This window comes from Serpentinicella alkaliphila (assembly GCF_018141405.1).
GTDB classification, from domain to species: domain Bacteria; phylum Bacillota; class Clostridia; order Peptostreptococcales; family Natronincolaceae; genus Serpentinicella; species Serpentinicella alkaliphila.
The window spans coordinates 60,985-78,913 of sequence record NZ_CP058648.1 but is presented as its reverse complement, the minus strand read 5'-3'; the positions used below and the strand labels follow the sequence as shown (position 1 = coordinate 78,913).

Genomic DNA, 17,929 nt, shown 5'->3' with positions numbered 1-17,929 from the left:
CTAGAGGAGATGTTTAAAAATGAAAAATAAAATTATAAAAATAATCGTAAGTGTATTAATAATTAATATGATTATGACAGGCTGTAATAGTTTAGGGCAAGCAGATAATACAGGAAATAACAATATGGATATATACCCATTGACTATTATAGATTCCTATGAAAATGAAGTAATAATTGAAGAAATGCCCAATAGGGTTATATCAATTGCACCAAGTATTACTGAAATTATCTTTAATTTAGGTTTAGAGGATAAATTAGTTGGAAGAACAGATTTCTGTAATTTCCCATTAGAAGCAGAAAGTATAGAGAGTATAGGTAGTCTTACATCTCCTAATATAGAGAAAATAATTGAACTTGAACCAGATTTAATAATAGCATCAACTCATTTTCAAAAAGAGGTTTATGATAAATTATCAGAATTACAAATAAAGCTACTAGTTCTAGATTCTAAAGGTAGTTTTGACGGGGTATATATGACTATTGAAAAAATAGGGAAAGTATTTAATGTAAATAATAAGGCACTTGAACTTATACGTCATATGAAGTCTACAGTAGAAGAAGTTTTAGATAAGTTAAAGGATGAGCCGAAACCTACCGTATACTATGTAGTAGGATTTGGAGAATATGGAGATTTTACTGCAGGAGGGGATACATTTATAAATGACATGTTAGAGATGGCAGGGGCTATAAATATTGCAAGTGAAGTTACTGGGTGGAAGTATAGTCTTGAGAGGATTATTGAACAAGATCCACATATGTTAATAGTTTCAAAGTATTACAATACAAAGGATGAGATTATGGTGGCTAATGGATACAGTGAACTTACTGCAATAAAGGAAGGCAGAGTTTATGAAATAGATAATAATTTACTTGATAGACAAGGACCAAGAATTGCATTAGGTTTAAAAGAGTTAGCTAAAATAGTACATCCAAATTTATTCGAATAGGGAAGAAATTATGAGTTATTTTGAAAAGAGAAGCTTTTTTAAAACTATTTTCTCGTGCTGTTTTATTTTACTAGTTGTTATGATTGTTTTTGTTAGTACTCTTGGGGTCGCAAACATTACATTTGTTAATAGTTTAAAAATAATAGCTGAAAAGATTCCATTAATTAATAAATATATTGATATGAAGGATGTTATTAATACACATCGTACTATTATTTGGCAAATAAGATTACCTCGTATATTATTAGCAGGTATTGTGGGAATGGGATTATCTGTAGTTGGAGTAACTTTTCAAAGTATGTTTAAAAATCCTATGGCAGATCCTTACATACTAGGAGTTTCATCAGGAGCAGCTTTAGGTGCCACTCTGTCGATAGTATTAGGGTTACCCTTTATTAATATATGGGCATTTTGTGGTGCTATACTAACTGTATTATTTGTATTTCAAATAGCTAAGATTGGTTCAAAAGTGCAAAGTATAACTTTGCTCCTAGCTGGTATAGCAATTAGTTCAATGATGTCTTCAATTATATCTGTGCTTATGATATTTAACAGAGATAAAATAGAAATGATTATTTTCTGGATAATGGGTAGTGTTTCTGCCGCAAGCTGGAAACATGTTAGTATTTTATTCCCGGTTACATTATTAGGGACAATGGTTATAATGCTTTTTTCCAGGGAGCTTAATGTATTTTTAGTTGGAGATGATAGTGCAAAAAGTTTAGGTGTTGAAACTGATAAAGTTAAAAAGCTTTTATTAGTAATTTCATCTGTAATTATGGCTTTTACTGTTTCTGTTAGTGGAATAATTGGATTTGTTGGATTAATAATACCTCATGCAATTAGATTAATTATAGGCCCAGACCACAGAGCTTTAGTTCCATTCTCGGCCTTAGGCGGAGCTATATTTATGATTTTATGCGATACAATCGCTAGAACAATAATTCCACCTACTGAAATACCTGTGGGTGCAGTAACAGCAATTTTCGGATCCCCATATTTTATTTATCTTCTATACAGAAGCAAAAAGAAGGTGTTAGGTTGAAAAAGAATAATACGGTTACTATTAGGATTAAAGATTTAAACTGGAAATACGGAAATACAGCCATATTGGAAAATATAAATATAGATATAAAAAGGGGTAAGTTTTACTCAATTATTGGGCCAAATGGGTCTGGCAAGACAACTTTACTTAAAAATATACTTCGGCATTTAGAACCAAAAAAAAATACACTATTTATCGAGGATTTAGATATTTCTTCCTTATCCTATAGGGAAATAGCTAAAAAAATGGCGTGTGTACCCCAAAATACTATGGTAGATTATGAATTTTCTGCTTTAGACATAGTTATGATGGGAAGAACCCCACACCTCAAACGCTTTGAAACTGAAAGCGAGAAAGACCTTAATATTTGCAAAGAAGCTATGATTATGACAGATACCTGGAGATTTAAAGATAAATTGATACAAAATCTAAGTGGTGGAGAAAGGCAAAGAGTAATAGTTGCTAGAGCAATTGCACAAAAACCAGATATTCTCCTATTGGACGAGCCTATTTCACATTTAGATATCCAGCATCAAATAGAACTTTTAGATACTATTGCATATATTAACAAAAAAAGTGGAACAACAGTTATTGTAGTATTGCACGATTTGAACTTAGCAACTCAATATAGTGACGATATATTTCTTTTAAATGACGGAAAAGTATTATCCTATGGAAGTCCAACGGAAGTTATAACTGAAGATATAATAAAAGAGGTATATAAAACTAAAGTATGTATAATACCACATCCTGTTAGTGGTAAGCCCCATGTAATTCCAATTAGAACCGAAAGGGAGGTGGGGGCCATTGATGCAACAAAACAAATTACCTAGAATTGTAATAGCAGCCCCATATAGTGGTGCAGGGAAAACTACAATTAGTATAGGTATTATGGCTGCATTGACAAAGCGAGGGGTTAATGTTCAACCATTTAAAATCGGCCCGGATTATATTGATCCTGCATTTCATACGGATGTTACTAAAAGGAATAGTATAAACTTAGATAGCTGGTTATTTGATGAAGAAACAGTTATAGAACTATTTCAAAAATATGCTCTAAATTCTGATATATCAATTATCGAAGGGGTTATGGGACTTTATGACGGTATTGGTAGCGATCCTATGCTAGGAAGTACTGCTGGTATGGCACATATATTAAAGGCACCAGTAATCCTAGTATTACCAGCCCAGGGTATGTCTACGACTATAGCCGCAGTTATAAAAGGGTTAAAAGAATTTAGGGAAATTAATATAGTTGGGGTTATATTAAATAAAGTTTCTACAGAAAAATATTATGACCTTTTAAAAGAAACTATAGAAACCAACACGGACGTAAAGGTCTTAGGAAGACTTCCAATAGCAGATGATATAAAAATAAAGAGTAGGCATTTAGGTCTAGTTCAAAATTGTGAATTGCTTAATAAGGAGTTAATGATTGATAAACTAATAGCGCTGATTGAGGAATATGTTGATTTAGATCAGATTATTAGCTTAGGACAAAATGCTGAAGTTTTTAAAATAGAATTAACTGAAGAAAAAGAATTAAAAAAGGAGTATGTAAATGTTGCAGTAGCCTATGATGAGGCCTTTCAATTCTATTATTATGATAATATAAAAGCTTTAGAAGAATTAGGTGCAACTATTACATATTTCAGTCCTCTAAAAGACCCTAAGCTACCAGAAAATATTGATGGTATTTATATAGGTGGCGGTTATCCAGAGCTATATGCTAAAGAACTAGAACAAAACATTTCAATGTGTAAAGCAATTAAGGATAAATCAGAAATAGGAATGCCCATATATGCTGAATGCGGCGGGTATATGTATTTAAATAAGAAAATTAAGACTTTAGAAAATGATGAGTATAATATGGTTGGAGTATTTGACGGGGATGTCATTATGACTAAGCAGTTACAAAACTTTGGATACGCAGAATTAACTGCTGAAAAATGTAGTTGTATATTTAAAGTTGGTGATAAAATAAAGTGTCATGAATTTCATACGTCATATATTGGGCATAATAATGAGAAATTGGTTTTAACTGAAAAATACAGAAATAAAGAAAAAGTTAGTTGGTACTCAGGATCTAAAAAAAATAATACATTTGGTATGTATCCACATATACATTTTCTTTCAAATATTAATATTGCTAAAAATTTTATTGAATCCTGTTTAAACTATAAAGAATTGGGTGATTAATATGGATAAAGGATATGTTCAGATTTACACAGGTGATGGAAAGGGTAAGACAACTGCTGCTTTGGGAGTAGGACTAAGGGCTACAGGCCGTGGATTCAAGGTGCTTATGATACAGTTTCTGAAGGGGGCCTTTAGTGGTGAGCATGAAAGTGTGAAAAGATTAGAAGGATTTACTATACTACCTATAGGTGGAATAGATAAATTTACTTGGCAATTAGATGAACAGGAAACAAAGGAGCTTAAAGATAATATTCAAGCTAATTTCACTAAAATAATTGGTGAATTAGATAAAGTTTCTGTGGACATATTAATTTTAGATGAAGTTATGGCAGCTATAAGTTGTGGATTTATAGAAGTAGAACAAATATGTGAAATTATTGATAATAAGCCTGAAGGAATGGAAATAATACTTACGGGTAGAAATACTCCTAAGGAGTTAGCTGATAGGGCGGATTTAATTACTGAGATGAAGCCAATTAAGCATTATATGAATAACGGAGTTATGGCTAGAAATGGTATTGAAAGATAGCTATAATCTACTTGACAAAATATAAATATATATCTATAATTTAGCTAATATTATATGTAAATGCGATAATTAGAGAAGAGTAAGCTATACACAGTACCTAGAGAGAAAACACCTTGGCTGAAAGTGTTTTTGTATATGAATAACTGAAAACTAACTCTATAGCAGTTTTTTAGTAGCCTAAAGCGAAAAGAAAACCGGTAGCAACGTTATAGCTTTAAAGTTGGATTATTTTAAAATAATCAATTTAGGTGGAACCGCGAGCATATACTCTCGTCCTAAGCTTTTTAGGATGGGAGTTTTTTTATACTTAATTTTAATATATGAGGAGGATAAAAATGGATAAGATTATTATTAAACTTAAAGATGGCTCACAGAGAGAGGTTGCTAAAGGAACGTCTATTTTAGATATAGCTACAGAAATAAGTGAAGGTTTAGCTAGAGTAGCTGTTGGAGCAGAAGTTAATGGAAAAAAAGTTGATCTAACATACAAAGTAGAAGAAGATTGCGAATTGAATATTTTAAGATTTGAGGATGAGGGTGGTAAGGAGTTTTTAAGACATACTAGTTCTCATATTTTAGCTCAAGCTGTAAAGAGATTATTTCCTAATACAAAACTTGCAATCGGTCCTGCTATCGATAATGGCTACTATTATGACTTTGATTCTGATCACAAGTTCACGCCAGAGGATTTAGAAAAAATCGAAGCAGAAATGAAAAAGATCGTAAAAGAAAAATTGGAATTAGAAAAATTTGAGCTTCCAAGAGACGAAGCTATTAAGCTTATGAAAGAGCACGGGGAAGATTATAAGGTTGAATTAATCACTGATTTACCGGAAGATGCAAAAATATCATTCTACAAGCAAGGAGATTTTGTTGACCTTTGTGCTGGACCACATGTTCCATCAACTGGTAAGGTTAAGGCTCTTAAGCTTTTAAGTGTTGCTGGAGCGTATTGGCGTGGAGATGAGAAAAATAAAATGCTTCAAAGAATTTATGGTACTTCCTTTGAGAAAAATAAAGATTTAGAAGAATATCTACATCGTTTAGAAGAAGCTAAAAAGAGAGACCATAGAAAAATTGGTAAGGAGTTAGATTTGTTTAGCTTACAAGAAGAGGGTCCTGGTTTTCCATTTTTCCATCCAAAGGGAATGGTAATTAGAAATATACTAGAGAGCTTTTGGAGAGAAGAGCATGTTAAGAGAGGCTATGATGAAATAAAAACTCCAATTATTTTAAATGAGTCCCTATGGCATCAATCAGGTCACTGGAATCACTATAAAGAAAATATGTATTTCACAAATATTGATGAAGAAAACTATGCAGTAAAGCCAATGAACTGTCCTGGTTCAATATTAATGTATAAGAGAAAGATGTATAGCTATAGAGATCTACCAATTAGAATGGGTGAGCTTGGGTTAGTTCATAGACATGAATTATCTGGAGCCCTTCACGGGTTAATGAGAGTAAGATGCTTCACTCAAGACGATGCCCATATATTTATGTTACCTGAGCAAATTAAAGATGAAATAATTGGTGTAATAGAATTTGTAGACTATTTCTATAAAATATTTGGTTTTAAATACCATATTGAGCTTTCAACTAGGCCAGAAAACTCAATGGGAACTGATGAAGAGTGGAATGTAGCTACAGATGCATTAATCGAAGCCCTAAAAGAGAAAGATTTACAGTATAAATTAAATGAAGGGGACGGAGCTTTCTACGGACCTAAAATTGATTTTCATTTAGAGGATTGTATAGGAAGAACATGGCAATGTGGAACTATACAGCTTGACTTCCAAATGCCACAAAGATTTGATATTAATTATGTGGGTGCAGATGGAGAGAAGCATAAGCCTATTATGATTCATAGGGTTATATTTGGAAGTATAGAACGATTTATAGGAATTTTAATTGAGCATTTTGCTGGTAAATTCCCTACTTGGTTAGCACCAGTTCAAGCAAAGATTTTACCAATAACTGATAGACAGCTTGATTATTCACTACAACTACAAAAACAAATGGCACAAAAAGGTATTAGGGTTGAAGTTGATACAAGAAGTGAGAAGATAGGATATAAAATAAGAGAGGCTCAATTACTGAAAATTCCATATATGCTTGTAGTTGGTGATAAAGAAATGGAAACTGGAACTGTAGCTGTTCGTTCTAGGGATAAAGGGGAATTAGGGGCTATAAGTATAGAGAAGTTTATCGAAGATACATTAGTTGAAATTGATAATAAAGAAATCTAGGTGAAAAGGGTAATAAAAGTGAATTAGTTTTAAGGTAGGATACTTAGTAAAAAGCTATTATCCTGCCTTTTTTATATTTTTTGAAAAAAAGTAATAATTTGTAAGGATTTAAAAAGGAAACTACAAAATAGTATAGAATATCTAATAAGTTAGTTCTTTATTACTATATATTCTCGATATATTTCTATATTTTTTAGAAGATATGAAATGTCTAAATAAATAAGCATTATTTATGTTGCTAGCACTAAGGAGAGATAAAATATATGAAGCAAGAAATTAGGTCTAAAGCTACCATTTATAGCGGTAATATTTACTTGAAGTTTTTCAAAAACATTCTAAAGAATCCTTCTTTTATTGTCTATTTATTAATAATTACTTTAATTATTAGTAATTTGAAGGGCTTCCATATTCAAAGGTTTATAATGCAGCTTATCCCAGTCTCTCCACAATTATTGGATGTAGTTTTAGAAATAGTATTTGGTATTGCATTGCTATCAATCTCCCTATATTTAGCACGTAAATATTTAATAGTACACGAAAAAAAGGTTAAAACCGAAGAGCAATTTGAATCGGTTGTAAAGAGTATTAAGGAAGTAGTTTTTCAAAGGGATATAAATGGACTGTGGACTTTTTTGAATCCTGCCTGGACTGAAGTTACAGGTTTTGATGTTGAGGAGAGTTTAGGAAAAAATTTTATTGAGTTTGTCCATCCAGAGGATAGAGACAGAAACTTAAAACTTTTTAAACAATTGATTGAAAGAAAAAAAGACTATTGCAGACATGAGATTCGTTATATATCCAAAAATAGTGAATATTGTTGGGTTGAGGTTTTTGCTCAGTTAATAGTTAGTGAGGATGGGGATATTAGTGGCACCTCTGGTACTCTTATGGATATTACTCAACGAAAAGAGATGGAGCAGGCAATAAATGATAGAGAAAAAATATTGTTAGGGGTTGCGGATGCCACGGCGATTCTATTAAAAAATGTTGAGATTGATAAAGCACTACACAGTGTACTAGAAGTTTTAGGTAAGGCAACTGAAGCGGAGAGGTCATATATATTTCAAAATCATGTTGATGAACTTACACAAAAGTGTATGGTTAGTCAGAAATATGAGTGGTGTAATATTGGAATAATACCACAGATTAATAATGAAGATTTACAGAGGGTTTCCTATGAAGATATGGGTCTAATGCGATGGTACCATACTCTATCTGCAGGTAGGGAAATAAGCGGACTAGTAAAAAATTTTCCTGATGGAGAAAGAGCTATGCTAGAACCACAGTATATAAAAACCTTAGTTGTTGTGCCAATATTTGTGGATAATTTCTTTTGGGGGTTCATAGGCTTCGATTGCTGTACTAAGGAACGTATTTGGACAAATTCAGAAATAGCATTACTTTTTGCTGCCGCAGCCAGTATCGGGGGTGCTATAAAAAGAATTAGTGATGAACAACAAATTCAGTCTCTTTTAAAGAGTGACTTAAAACAGACTGTCCAAAACTTACAAAATTTAGTATTTAAATGTAAAAAGAATTCCGAAAATAAAATATATTTTACTTTGTTTGAAGGAAAGCTGGCAGAAAAGATTGGACTATCAACAGATATAGTCTATGGAGAGGATATTTGTAATATACTTGAACAAAAAAATCAAAGTGAGGTAATTGATAATTTTTTTAATGCCTTCGAAGGAACTGTTTGCAATTTCGAAATGCAATTAGATGAATGCATATATTATACTTCCTTATCTCCGTTGGTAAATAAAGGTGTGGTTAAGGAAATCGTTGGTTCAACTATAGAAATTACAGAACTAAAAATGGCTCAGGAGCAGATTCATTATATGGCCTATTACGACACCTTAACTGGACTACCAAATAGGGCATTTTTCAAGAAACAATTAGGGTATCTATTATCACAAGCAAATCGTAATAATACAATAATGGCCATAATGTATTTAGATTTAGATAGGTTTAAGTTAGTGAACGATACTTTAGGACATATTGCAGGGGATGAACTGTTAAAGGCCACGGCTATTAGATTAAAGAAAGTAGTCAAAGATAATGATATATTAATTAGAATGGGAGGGGATGAGTTTATCATTGTATTCCCTCAAGTAAGATTAAGAGGAGAAATATCTAAACTTGCTCAAAGTATTATTGATGCATTTAAGAGTCCATTTAATGTAAGTGGACACGAGATATACATATCCACTAGTATAGGCATAAGTTTGTATCCATATGACGGTACAGATATAGATTTACTTATAAAGAATGCAGATACCGCAATGTATCGTTCTAAGGAAAACGGAAGTAATAGTTACCAGTTTTACACTGAAGATATGCACAAAAGGGCCCTTGAAAGATTAGAGATAGAAAATTGCCTTAGAAAAGCACTAGAAAAATGTGAATTATCCATTGTATATCAGCCTAGGTTCAATATTAGAACAGGTTATATTGTTGGTGCAGAAGCTTTAGTTAGATGGAACCATCCTGTACTAGGTTCCATTTCTCCATCCGTATTTATACCTATTGCTGAAGAGACAGGAATAATACATGATATTGGGAAATGGGTTCTATATAATGCTTGTAAGCAAACTTATTATTGGTATAACAATGTGGACACTGATTTCCAAATCTCTGTTAATATATCTGCTATACAATTTCAACGGGATGATTTAGTAGATATAGTAAAAAAAGTTCTTTCTGATACGGGATTGAAGCCAACTATGCTTGAACTTGAAGTTACAGAAAATACTATTATGCAAAAGACCGAAAAGACCCTTAATAACATTAAAGAGTTAAAAGAAATTGGTGTTAAAATATCTATTGATGATTTTGGGACGGGCTTCTCTTCTTTAAGCTATATGAAGGAGTTTCATTTCGATAATTTGAAAATAGATAAGTCTTTTATTCAAGATATTGGGGTCAGTTATAGTAATGAGTCTATTATTAGTGCAATAATTAGTATGGCCCATAGTATGGGAATGACTGTAGTAGCAGAAGGGGTCGAAACAGAATACCAGCTAGATTTCTTAATTACTCGAAACTGTGATGAGGTACAAGGTTATTTATTTAGTACGCCTTTAACAGCAGAGGAGTTTATGTTTAATTATTTATGTAACGATAAAATATATAAAGAGGCTTAGCCTCATGTATTAGGTAGATGGTTAATATTATCTACATTTTTTAATAACTACTTGAAATAGGCGACTTGTCATATTGGGTGTACCCTTAACCTAACGGATAGAGTCATACTTCTTTCAAGTCCCAGGGTATTTACTGGGCAAGATTGTGAAAATTCCATTAATTAGAGATAATATAAATATAAAAAAATTATATTAATATTATCTCTTTAGTATTTAAACTGCTTTTAACTCTTCTGGGTTAGGTGGTTCACCAAGCAGTTCATTTAATTCTTCGCCATTTAATGTTTCTTTTTCTAATAAGGCATCTGATACTTTTTTAAGATCATCTTTATTTGCTTCTAAAAACAAATATGCTTGCTTATAGCAATTGTTTATTATGTTATTTAGTTCCTGAGATATTTGTACCCCTAAGGCTTTTATCATAACATTGTTATTATGCATATATCCTAAATCACTCATGCCATAATCACAAATCATTGACATAACCATGTCAGTTACTTTTTTTAAGTCATCTTTAGCACCTGTAGATGAATGATTAAAAACAAGCTCCTCAGCGGCCTTTCCACCAAGCATAACCATAATCTTATTACATAACTCATCCTTAGTCATAATGTATCTATCATCCTGTGGCATTTGTATTACATAGCCTAGAGCCTGACCACGTGGAATTATGGAAACTTTCTGTACCATATCTGTTCTAAGTAATCGACCAATTAAAGCATGACCAACTTCGTGATAAGCTATTATCTCTTTTTCTTTACTTAAAATACTTGGGTTCTTAACCTGTAATCCAGCTATAACACGTTCGATAGCACAGTCGAAGTGATGGGCAGAAATTTTTTCCTTATTTTCTCTTACTGCGATTATTGCTGCTTCGTTAGCTATACTAGATAGATGAGCACCACTCATACCATGGGTTTTCTTTGCTAAATCTTTAATTACTACATCAGGCTCTAAAGGTTTATTTTGTGTATGGACTTTTAGAATTTCTTCTCTAGCCTTTACATTTGGATTTCCAATAAACATATGTCTATCAAATCTTCCAGGTCGCAAAAGAGCCTCATCTAATAAATCCAATCTGTTGGTGGCACCAATAACTACAACAGATTGATCTGTATTAAAACCGTCTAATTCAACCAAAAGCTGATTCAATGTTTGATCCTTTTCGTTGTTACTATCAATACTTCGCTTAGCTCCAATCGCATCAATCTCATCAATAAATATTACGCTTGGAGACTCCTTTTTAGCTTTTTCAAAAAGTGTTCTTATTCTTTTCGCACCAACACCTACATATTTCTCAACAAATTCTGAACCACTTACAGAGAAAAATGAAGATTTAGTTTCACCTGCAACAGCCGATGCTAACAAGGTTTTTCCAGTACCTGGAGGGCCATGAAATAAAATCCCCTTAGGAATTTTAGCACCCATTTTTTTATATTTTTCCGGTGAGTTAATAAAATCAATTACTTCAATTAATTCTTCTTTAACCTCCCCTAGACCTGCTACGTCTTCAAAGGTAGTTTTAGGTTTAGTGAAAAATTCATTAGGAGATTGGTCTTTTTCTTTTTTGTCAAACTTTACATGTGCATGGGCATATTCAGGTGATTTATTTAACCTGATGTAGTATAATACTAATAGGGTTGAGCCTAAAACAAGAAATACCCTATTGCTTGATGAAAAATATTCAACAAATTCTGTATTGTACCACTTTAAGTAGCTTAAAAGAATTGTTATAAGTAGAGTTGTGCACATTAGTACAAAAACCACTTTCTTTTTCAAAATTGTCACCACCTTATTAGAAGTATAAGATTATCTTTCCCAAAAATCTAATAAACATTATTTTCAAACCAAAATAAAGGGCAAAATATGATTCTATTATTTGGTAGTATAAAAAACAAATTAATTTGTTAATATAAAATGTATTGACAAACTTTAATATTATTGATATTCTATTTTAGTAAAAACAAAGAAGAAGATCCGCTTCTCACCTTACGACAATGTTTAGTAGGGTTAATAGATAGATTTAAGTTAATTATTATGATTAACAATCTTGAAATCAGGCGGATAGTATATTACTATTGGCTTTATTTGTTTTTTCGGGACTTTTACAGAGGACTATATATCCTTTGTACACATATGTTTTTAAGAAAATTAGGAGGTGTTTCATTATTAAAGAAGTTAATGAACAACAAATTAACGAAGAGATTCGTGATAAAGAAGTAAGACTTGTAGACACAGAAGGTGAGCAATTAGGAATTATGTCTGCAAAGGAAGCTCAAAAACTAGCTAATGCAAAGAACTTAGATCTAGTTAAAATAGCTCCAAAGGCAAACCCGCCAGTATGCAAAATCATGGACTATGGAAAGTATAAGTATGAATTGGCAAAGAAGGAAAAAGAGGCAAAGAAAAATCAAAAAGTTACTGTTGTAAAAGAAGTACGCCTTAGTGCCAACATAGAAAAGCATGATTTAGAGGTTAAAGCTAATCAAGCAGTTAAGTTTCTTAAAAATGGAGATAAGGTTAAAGTAACCTTAAGATTCAGAGGTAGAGAACTTAGCAATATAAATTTAAACAAAGCAGTAATCGATGAATTTAAGGAGCTTCTAATTGAGTATTCTACTGTTGAAAAAGAAGCAAAGTTAGAAGGAAAACAAATGATTATGGTACTAGCTCCGAAAAATTCATAATTTGAAGGGAGGAAATAACATGCCAAAAATGAAAAGCCATAGAGGTGCAAGAAAAAGATTCAAAAAAACAGGTACAGGTAAAGTTAAAAGAATGCAAGCTTTTACAAGCCATATTTTAACTAAAAAAACAGCTAAAAGAAAAAGAAATCTTAGAAAAGCTACTCTTGTATTCAAAGGGGAAGCTCAAAAAATTGCACGTTTATTACAATTTTAGGAAGAAGGAGGTAAAGAAACATGGCTAGAGTTAAAAAAGGTGTTACGGCACGTAGAAGACATAAAAAAGTATTAAAGCTTGCAAAAGGATTTAGAGGTGCAAGAAGTAAATTATTTAGACCAGCAAACCAATTTGTTATGAAAGCATTAAGACATGCTTATGCTGGAAGAAAATTAAGAAAAAGAGATTTTAGAAAATTATGGATCACAAGAATCAATGCCGGAGCTAGAATGAGCGGCTTATCATATTCAAGATTTATGAATGGGTTAAAATTAGCTGGAATCCAAATGAACAGAAAAGTTCTTTCAGAGATGGCTATTTATGATAAAGAAGGTTTTGCTCAATTAGTTGAAGTTGCAAAACAAAAATTAAATGCGTAATTAATTTTACTTAATAATTTTAAGAGTCCAAATTGGGCTCTTTTAATTGTTTTAGAGTAAAAAAATTAAAATAGGATATAATTATTTAATGGTAAAATATACATAAATATAAGAAAAAGCCTTTAATCAATATATGTGAAGTGGTATAATGGTTCATAACAAAAAATATAGGCGGTGTAAAAGATGAAAGATAGAATGGACGGGTTTAATTTAGCACCAACCCAAGTGTTAGCAATAGGTTTTGCACTTGTTATACTAGTTGGGTCTATGCTATTAAATCTACCTATAGCATCCCAAGACGGCAGAAGTATCGGCTTTATAAATGCATTATTTACATCTGCTTCAGCAGTATGCGTAACAGGATTAGTAGTAGTTGATACAGGAACCCACTGGACAGTATTTGGTAAAACAGTGATATTAATATTGATTCAAGTTGGTGGACTAGGATTCATGACCTTAGCTACTATGCTTGCAGTTTTACTAGGAAAGAAAATTTCTTTAAAGGAAAGGCTTTTAATTCAGGAGTCTTTAAGTCAATATACATTATCTGGAGTAGTGAGATTTACACAATATATACTGTTAGTGACTCTGTTAATTGAGGGCTTGGGTGCATTACTATTATCATTTACTTTCGTTCCAGAACACGGTTTAGCTAAAGGTATTGCCTATTCCATTTTTCATTCAATCTCAGCATTCTGCAATGCAGGCTTTGATATAATTGGTCATGGAAGAGGATTAACTCCATATGTAAATGACCCAATAGTCAACTTTACAATTTGGAGCTTAGTTATTCTCGGTGGTATTGGTTTTTCAGTTATAGTAGATATTAATAACAAAAGAAGTATTAGGAAATTATCTTTACATACTAAAATAGTTTTAGTGGTAACATTTATATTATTAACAAGTGGATTTCTAGCTTTCCTTTTACTAGAATGGAATAACCCAGAAACCTTAGGAAATCTACCATTAACAGGCAAACTGATGGCAGGCTTCTTTCAGTCAATGACTACAAGAACTGCTGGATTTAATACAATTGCATTAGATCAAATGAATGATGCATCAAAGCTTATAACTATAATACTGATGTTTATAGGTGGTTCTCCTGCATCGACAGCAGGGGGGATTAAAACTGCTACACTAGGGGTTATAATCTTTACTGTCATATCAGTAATCAAAGGTAAAGAAGAAACAGAGCTATTTAAAAAACGTATTCCTAGGGACATCGTTAATCGTGCAATAACTGTAAGTTTTATATCTTTAACATTAGTTATTGTTGTTACAGGAATACTTACAATGACTGAAACAGGGTTTTCGTTTCTAGAAATACTATTTGAGTCAACATCCGCCTTTGGTACGGTTGGCCTTTCCTTAGGAATTACTTCTGAGCTTAGCAGCTTAGGAAGATTAGTAATAACTTTCTTAATGTTTGCAGGTAGGGTGGGACCAATAACTATAGTATTTGCCCTAGCTAGAAGACAAAGAAAGTACAAAGGAATAATAAAATATCCAGAAGGTAAAATACTTGTAGGCTAAGAAGGGGTGTAATAAAGTTGAAACAGTTTATAGTTGTAGGTTGCGGGCGTTTTGGAAGTAGTGTTGCAAGAACTTTATATCAAATGGGACATGATGTACTAGCAATTGATGCTGACGAAGATATTGTACAACATATTTCAGAGCATGTAACACATGCTGTTCAAGCGGATGCAACAGACGAAAATTCATTAAGGGCACTAGGAATTAGAAATTTTGATGTGGCAGTTATAACTATTGGGGCTGATATTCAATCCTCAGTAATGGCTACTCTTATAGTTAAAGAATTAGGTATTAAGTATGTTGTTTCTAAGGCACAAAATGAAATGCACGCCAAAGTGTTATATAAAATTGGGGCAGATAGAGTTGTTTTTCCTGAGAGAGATATGGGAGTAAAAGTTGCTCATAACTTAGTCTCTAGTAACATTCTAGATTTTATAGAATTAGCTCCAGACTTTAGTATTATGGAGATATCTGCTTTAGAAGAATGGTATGGTAAGACTTTACAAGATTTAAATATAAGAGCTAAGTATGGAATAAATGTAATGGCCGTAAAGAAGAAAAATAATGAAATTAATGTATCACCTATAGCTAGGGATGTAATTGATGAAGGTGATATTATGGTAGTAATTGGACATAATAATGATCTAAAGAAACTACAAAGATAGTTAGGAGATATAAATGGAAGCTCAATATATATCAAGTGAAGATAATAAAATAATAAAACAAATCAACTCATTAAAGATGAGAAAGCAACGTAAAAAGCTAGGTAAATTTATTGTTGAAGGATATAGAGTCATTGTAGATTGTTTGTCTAGCAACTCTCAAATAATTGATTTTGTTGTTTTTTCTAGTAGTGCAATAGAAAGCTCTGAAGGAAAAAAATTATTTAAAACATTAATGTTAAACCATAAAGTTTTTGAAGTACCTGATAAATTATTTAAAAAAATTACAGAGACAGAAAATCCCCAAGGGATGTTGGCTGTTGTTAATATGATAGATTTTAAGTTAGATACTCTTTTAAATAAAGAGGATAATTCAATTTTCATTATTCTGGATAGAATTCAAGACCCAGGAAATATGGGGACTATAATTAGGACTGCTGTGGCTATTAATGCTAAAGCCGTTATTTTAACAAAGGGTAGTGTTGACCCATATAATAGTAAAACCGTTAGGTCAACAATGGGTGCAGTTTTTAATATTCCGATTATTGAAATAGAGGATAATTCATGGGTAACTGCCTTGAAGGAAAATAACATTAGATTAATAGGAAGTACACTTGATACTCAAAAAAGCTATTTACAAATAGACTACTCTGGTGGTTTAGGAATTATAATAGGAAACGAGGCTAATGGTATTGACCCTCAATTACTTGAAGAGGTCGATGAAAAGGTTTACATACCAATTATTGGTAATATAGAGTCGTTAAATGCCTCAGTTGCAGCAGGAGTGTTATTATATAAGGCAATTGAGCATGTACATAAATAAACTGATTTTTCAAAAAACTAAAAACCATTTTCTTCAAATTCATTGTTTATGCCCAAAACATATGCTATAATGGGGTTAATACAAAGGCTTGAGGAGGGAGTGGTCAAGTGAAGACCGCAAATACATTTTGGAAAATCTTTGAGATGACAGGTTCCGTAACAGCCTATATTATGTACAAGAAACTATATTAGTTTATATAAAAAATAGCTATGATGGAGAAAAGTATACAAAGAACTGTTTAAAAGAGAATAAGTGCCTAGGCTGAAAGCACTTACTAAGCAAGTATTGTAGAAGTTCACTCCTGAGCTGTAAAGCTGAAACTTAAGTAGGTTTTACCGGGTAAGCTCCGTTAACAGTTTTCGAGTGACATATCTACATATGTTATTAGGGTGGTACCGCGGATTATACCTTCGTCCCTTTTTTAGGACGAAGGTATTTTTATATTCAATTTTAGTTGTAGAGAGGAGAAATAGAAACATGGAAGCCAAGTTAAAGGAATTGCAAGAAAGAGCTATACTTGATATTAATTCAGCTCAGTTCACTGACGATTTGGAAAAGGCAAGAGTTAAATATCTAGGTAAAAAAGGGGAATTAACAGAGGTATTAAGAGGTATGGGTAGCTTATCTGCAGAGGAAAGACCTCTAGTCGGTAAAGTTGCAAATGAGGTAAGAGAAGAGATTGAAGCCCATTTAGAAAAGGCAAAAACTCTAATAAAAGCAAAGGAAATGAATAAGAAGCTTGAAACAGAGTCTATTGATGTAACCATGCCTGGAAAGGATATAGTACTAGGAAAAAGACATCCATTAACTCAAGGTATGGATGAATTAAAGGATATATTTATTAGCATGGGATTTAAAGTAGCAGAGGGTCCAGAGGTAGAAACAGTGTATTATAACTTTGATGCTTTAAATGCAGCTCCAAATCATCCATCAAGAGATATGACGGATACTTTCTATATAAATGATGATGTTATTTTAAGACCACAGACATCTCCAGTACAAGTAAGATATATGGAAAAAACTAAGCCGCCTATAAGAATTATTTCACCAGGAAGGTGCTTTAGAAATGATACTCCAGATGCAACCCATTCCCCAATGTTCCATCAATTAGAGGGATTAGTAGTGGATAAGGGAATTACTTTAGCAGATTTAAAGGGTACCTTAGAAGTATTCGTTAAGAAGTTCTTAGGTGAGCATACACAAATTAAGTTTAGACCACATTTCTTCCCATTTACAGAACCAAGTGCAGAAGTTGATGCAACTTGTTTTAAATGTGGAGGTTCAGGCTGTGGTTTCTGTAAAAAGAGTGGATGGATTGAATTATTAGGCGCGGGTATGGTGCATCCAAATGTACTTAGAAACTGTGGAATAGATCCAGAAGTATATAGTGGCTTTGCATTTGGAATGGGAGTCGACCGCTTAGTTATGTTAAAATACGGTATCGACGATATAAGGCTATTATATGAGAACGATATGAGATTCTTAAATCAATTCTAGATTAGTTAGATAGGAG

Annotated in this window: 16 protein-coding genes and 2 other annotated features; of the genes, 15 read left to right on the top strand and 1 reads right to left on the bottom strand. The window is 32.3% G+C overall.

The window, feature by feature from the left end:
* Window positions 1-19 precede the first annotated feature (19 nt).
* From HZR23_RS00545 to HZR23_RS00515, 7 genes are all read left to right on the top strand, one after another.
* The gene (locus tag HZR23_RS00545) at window positions 20-949 is read left to right on the top strand and encodes an ABC transporter substrate-binding protein (RefSeq protein ID WP_132847870.1); all 930 of its coding nucleotides are present in this window, start codon (window positions 20-22) and stop codon (window positions 947-949) included.
* Between the two features lie 79 nt (window positions 950-1,028).
* Window positions 1,029-1,994, top strand: a complete 966-nt coding sequence (locus HZR23_RS00540; RefSeq protein WP_330615935.1) for a FecCD family ABC transporter permease — start codon at window positions 1,029-1,031, stop codon at window positions 1,992-1,994.
* Complete coding sequence (locus HZR23_RS00535) at window positions 1,991-2,827, top strand: ABC transporter ATP-binding protein (protein WP_132847872.1); 837 nt, start codon at window positions 1,991-1,993, stop codon at window positions 2,825-2,827. The genes HZR23_RS00540 and HZR23_RS00535 overlap by 4 nt, the downstream gene beginning before the upstream one ends.
* A complete protein-coding gene (locus HZR23_RS00530) occupies window positions 2,805-4,193 on the top strand; it encodes a cobyrinate a,c-diamide synthase (protein WP_243098179.1) in 1,389 nt (462 codons plus the stop codon). Before HZR23_RS00535 ends, HZR23_RS00530 begins: the two co-directional genes overlap by 23 nt.
* Before the next feature lies 1 nt (window position 4,194).
* Window positions 4,195-4,722 carry a cob(I)yrinic acid a,c-diamide adenosyltransferase gene (locus HZR23_RS00525; protein WP_243098177.1) on the top strand — a complete coding sequence of 176 codons (528 nt, stop codon included), beginning with the start codon at window positions 4,195-4,197 and terminating at the stop codon, window positions 4,720-4,722.
* 56 nt (window positions 4,723-4,778) lie between these two features.
* Window positions 4,779-5,003: a binding site (T-box leader), on the top strand.
* A 54-nt stretch (window positions 5,004-5,057) separates the two neighbouring features.
* On the top strand, window positions 5,058-6,971 hold the full coding sequence (gene thrS / locus HZR23_RS00520) for a threonine--tRNA ligase (RefSeq protein ID WP_132847875.1): 1,914 nt from the start codon (window positions 5,058-5,060) through the stop codon (window positions 6,969-6,971).
* A gap of 263 nt (window positions 6,972-7,234) precedes the next feature.
* Entirely contained in the window at window positions 7,235-10,117 is a 2,883-nt protein-coding gene (locus tag HZR23_RS00515; RefSeq protein WP_132847876.1) for a bifunctional diguanylate cyclase/phosphodiesterase, read from the top strand.
* Window positions 10,118-10,330: 213 nt separating this feature from the next.
* Here the strand turns inward: HZR23_RS00515 and HZR23_RS00510 are convergent, their stop codons facing one another.
* Entirely contained in the window at window positions 10,331-11,899 is a 1,569-nt protein-coding gene (locus HZR23_RS00510; protein WP_243098180.1) for an ATP-dependent metallopeptidase FtsH/Yme1/Tma family protein, read from the bottom strand.
* 344 nt (window positions 11,900-12,243) lie between these two features.
* On the opposite strand from HZR23_RS00510, the gene infC reads away from it, so the two are divergent.
* The 8 genes from infC to pheS all read left to right on the top strand — a co-directional run bounded on the left by infC (window position 12,244) and on the right by pheS (window position 17,913).
* On the top strand, window positions 12,244-12,804 hold the full coding sequence (gene infC / locus HZR23_RS00505; protein WP_456300196.1) for a translation initiation factor IF-3: 561 nt from the start codon (window positions 12,244-12,246) through the stop codon (window positions 12,802-12,804).
* A 19-nt stretch (window positions 12,805-12,823) separates the two neighbouring features.
* Window positions 12,824-13,018, top strand: a complete 195-nt coding sequence (gene rpmI / locus HZR23_RS00500) for a 50S ribosomal protein L35 (protein ID WP_132847877.1) — start codon at window positions 12,824-12,826, stop codon at window positions 13,016-13,018.
* Window positions 13,019-13,038: 20 nt separating this feature from the next.
* Window positions 13,039-13,398, top strand: coding sequence for a 50S ribosomal protein L20 (gene rplT / locus HZR23_RS00495; RefSeq protein WP_132847878.1), 360 nt, complete (start codon window positions 13,039-13,041; stop codon window positions 13,396-13,398).
* Window positions 13,399-13,581: 183 nt separating this feature from the next.
* Window positions 13,582-14,931, top strand: a complete 1,350-nt coding sequence (locus HZR23_RS00490) for a TrkH family potassium uptake protein (protein WP_132847879.1) — start codon at window positions 13,582-13,584, stop codon at window positions 14,929-14,931.
* Window positions 14,932-14,948: 17 nt separating this feature from the next.
* Window positions 14,949-15,596 (top strand): potassium channel family protein, encoded by a 648-nt coding sequence (locus tag HZR23_RS00485; protein ID WP_330571389.1) that lies wholly within the window; start codon window positions 14,949-14,951, stop codon window positions 15,594-15,596.
* A 13-nt stretch (window positions 15,597-15,609) separates the two neighbouring features.
* A complete protein-coding gene (locus tag HZR23_RS00480) occupies window positions 15,610-16,416 on the top strand; it encodes a TrmH family RNA methyltransferase (RefSeq protein WP_132847881.1) in 807 nt (268 codons plus the stop codon).
* Window positions 16,417-16,523: 107 nt separating this feature from the next.
* Complete coding sequence (locus HZR23_RS17935; protein ID WP_132847899.1) at window positions 16,524-16,607, top strand: YqzL family protein; 84 nt, start codon at window positions 16,524-16,526, stop codon at window positions 16,605-16,607.
* 9 nt (window positions 16,608-16,616) lie between these two features.
* Window positions 16,617-16,837 (top strand) — a binding site (T-box leader).
* 56 nt (window positions 16,838-16,893) lie between these two features.
* Window positions 16,894-17,913, top strand: a complete 1,020-nt coding sequence (pheS, locus tag HZR23_RS00470) for a phenylalanine--tRNA ligase subunit alpha (RefSeq protein WP_132847882.1) — start codon at window positions 16,894-16,896, stop codon at window positions 17,911-17,913.
* The last annotated feature ends 16 nt before the right edge of the window (window positions 17,914-17,929 follow it).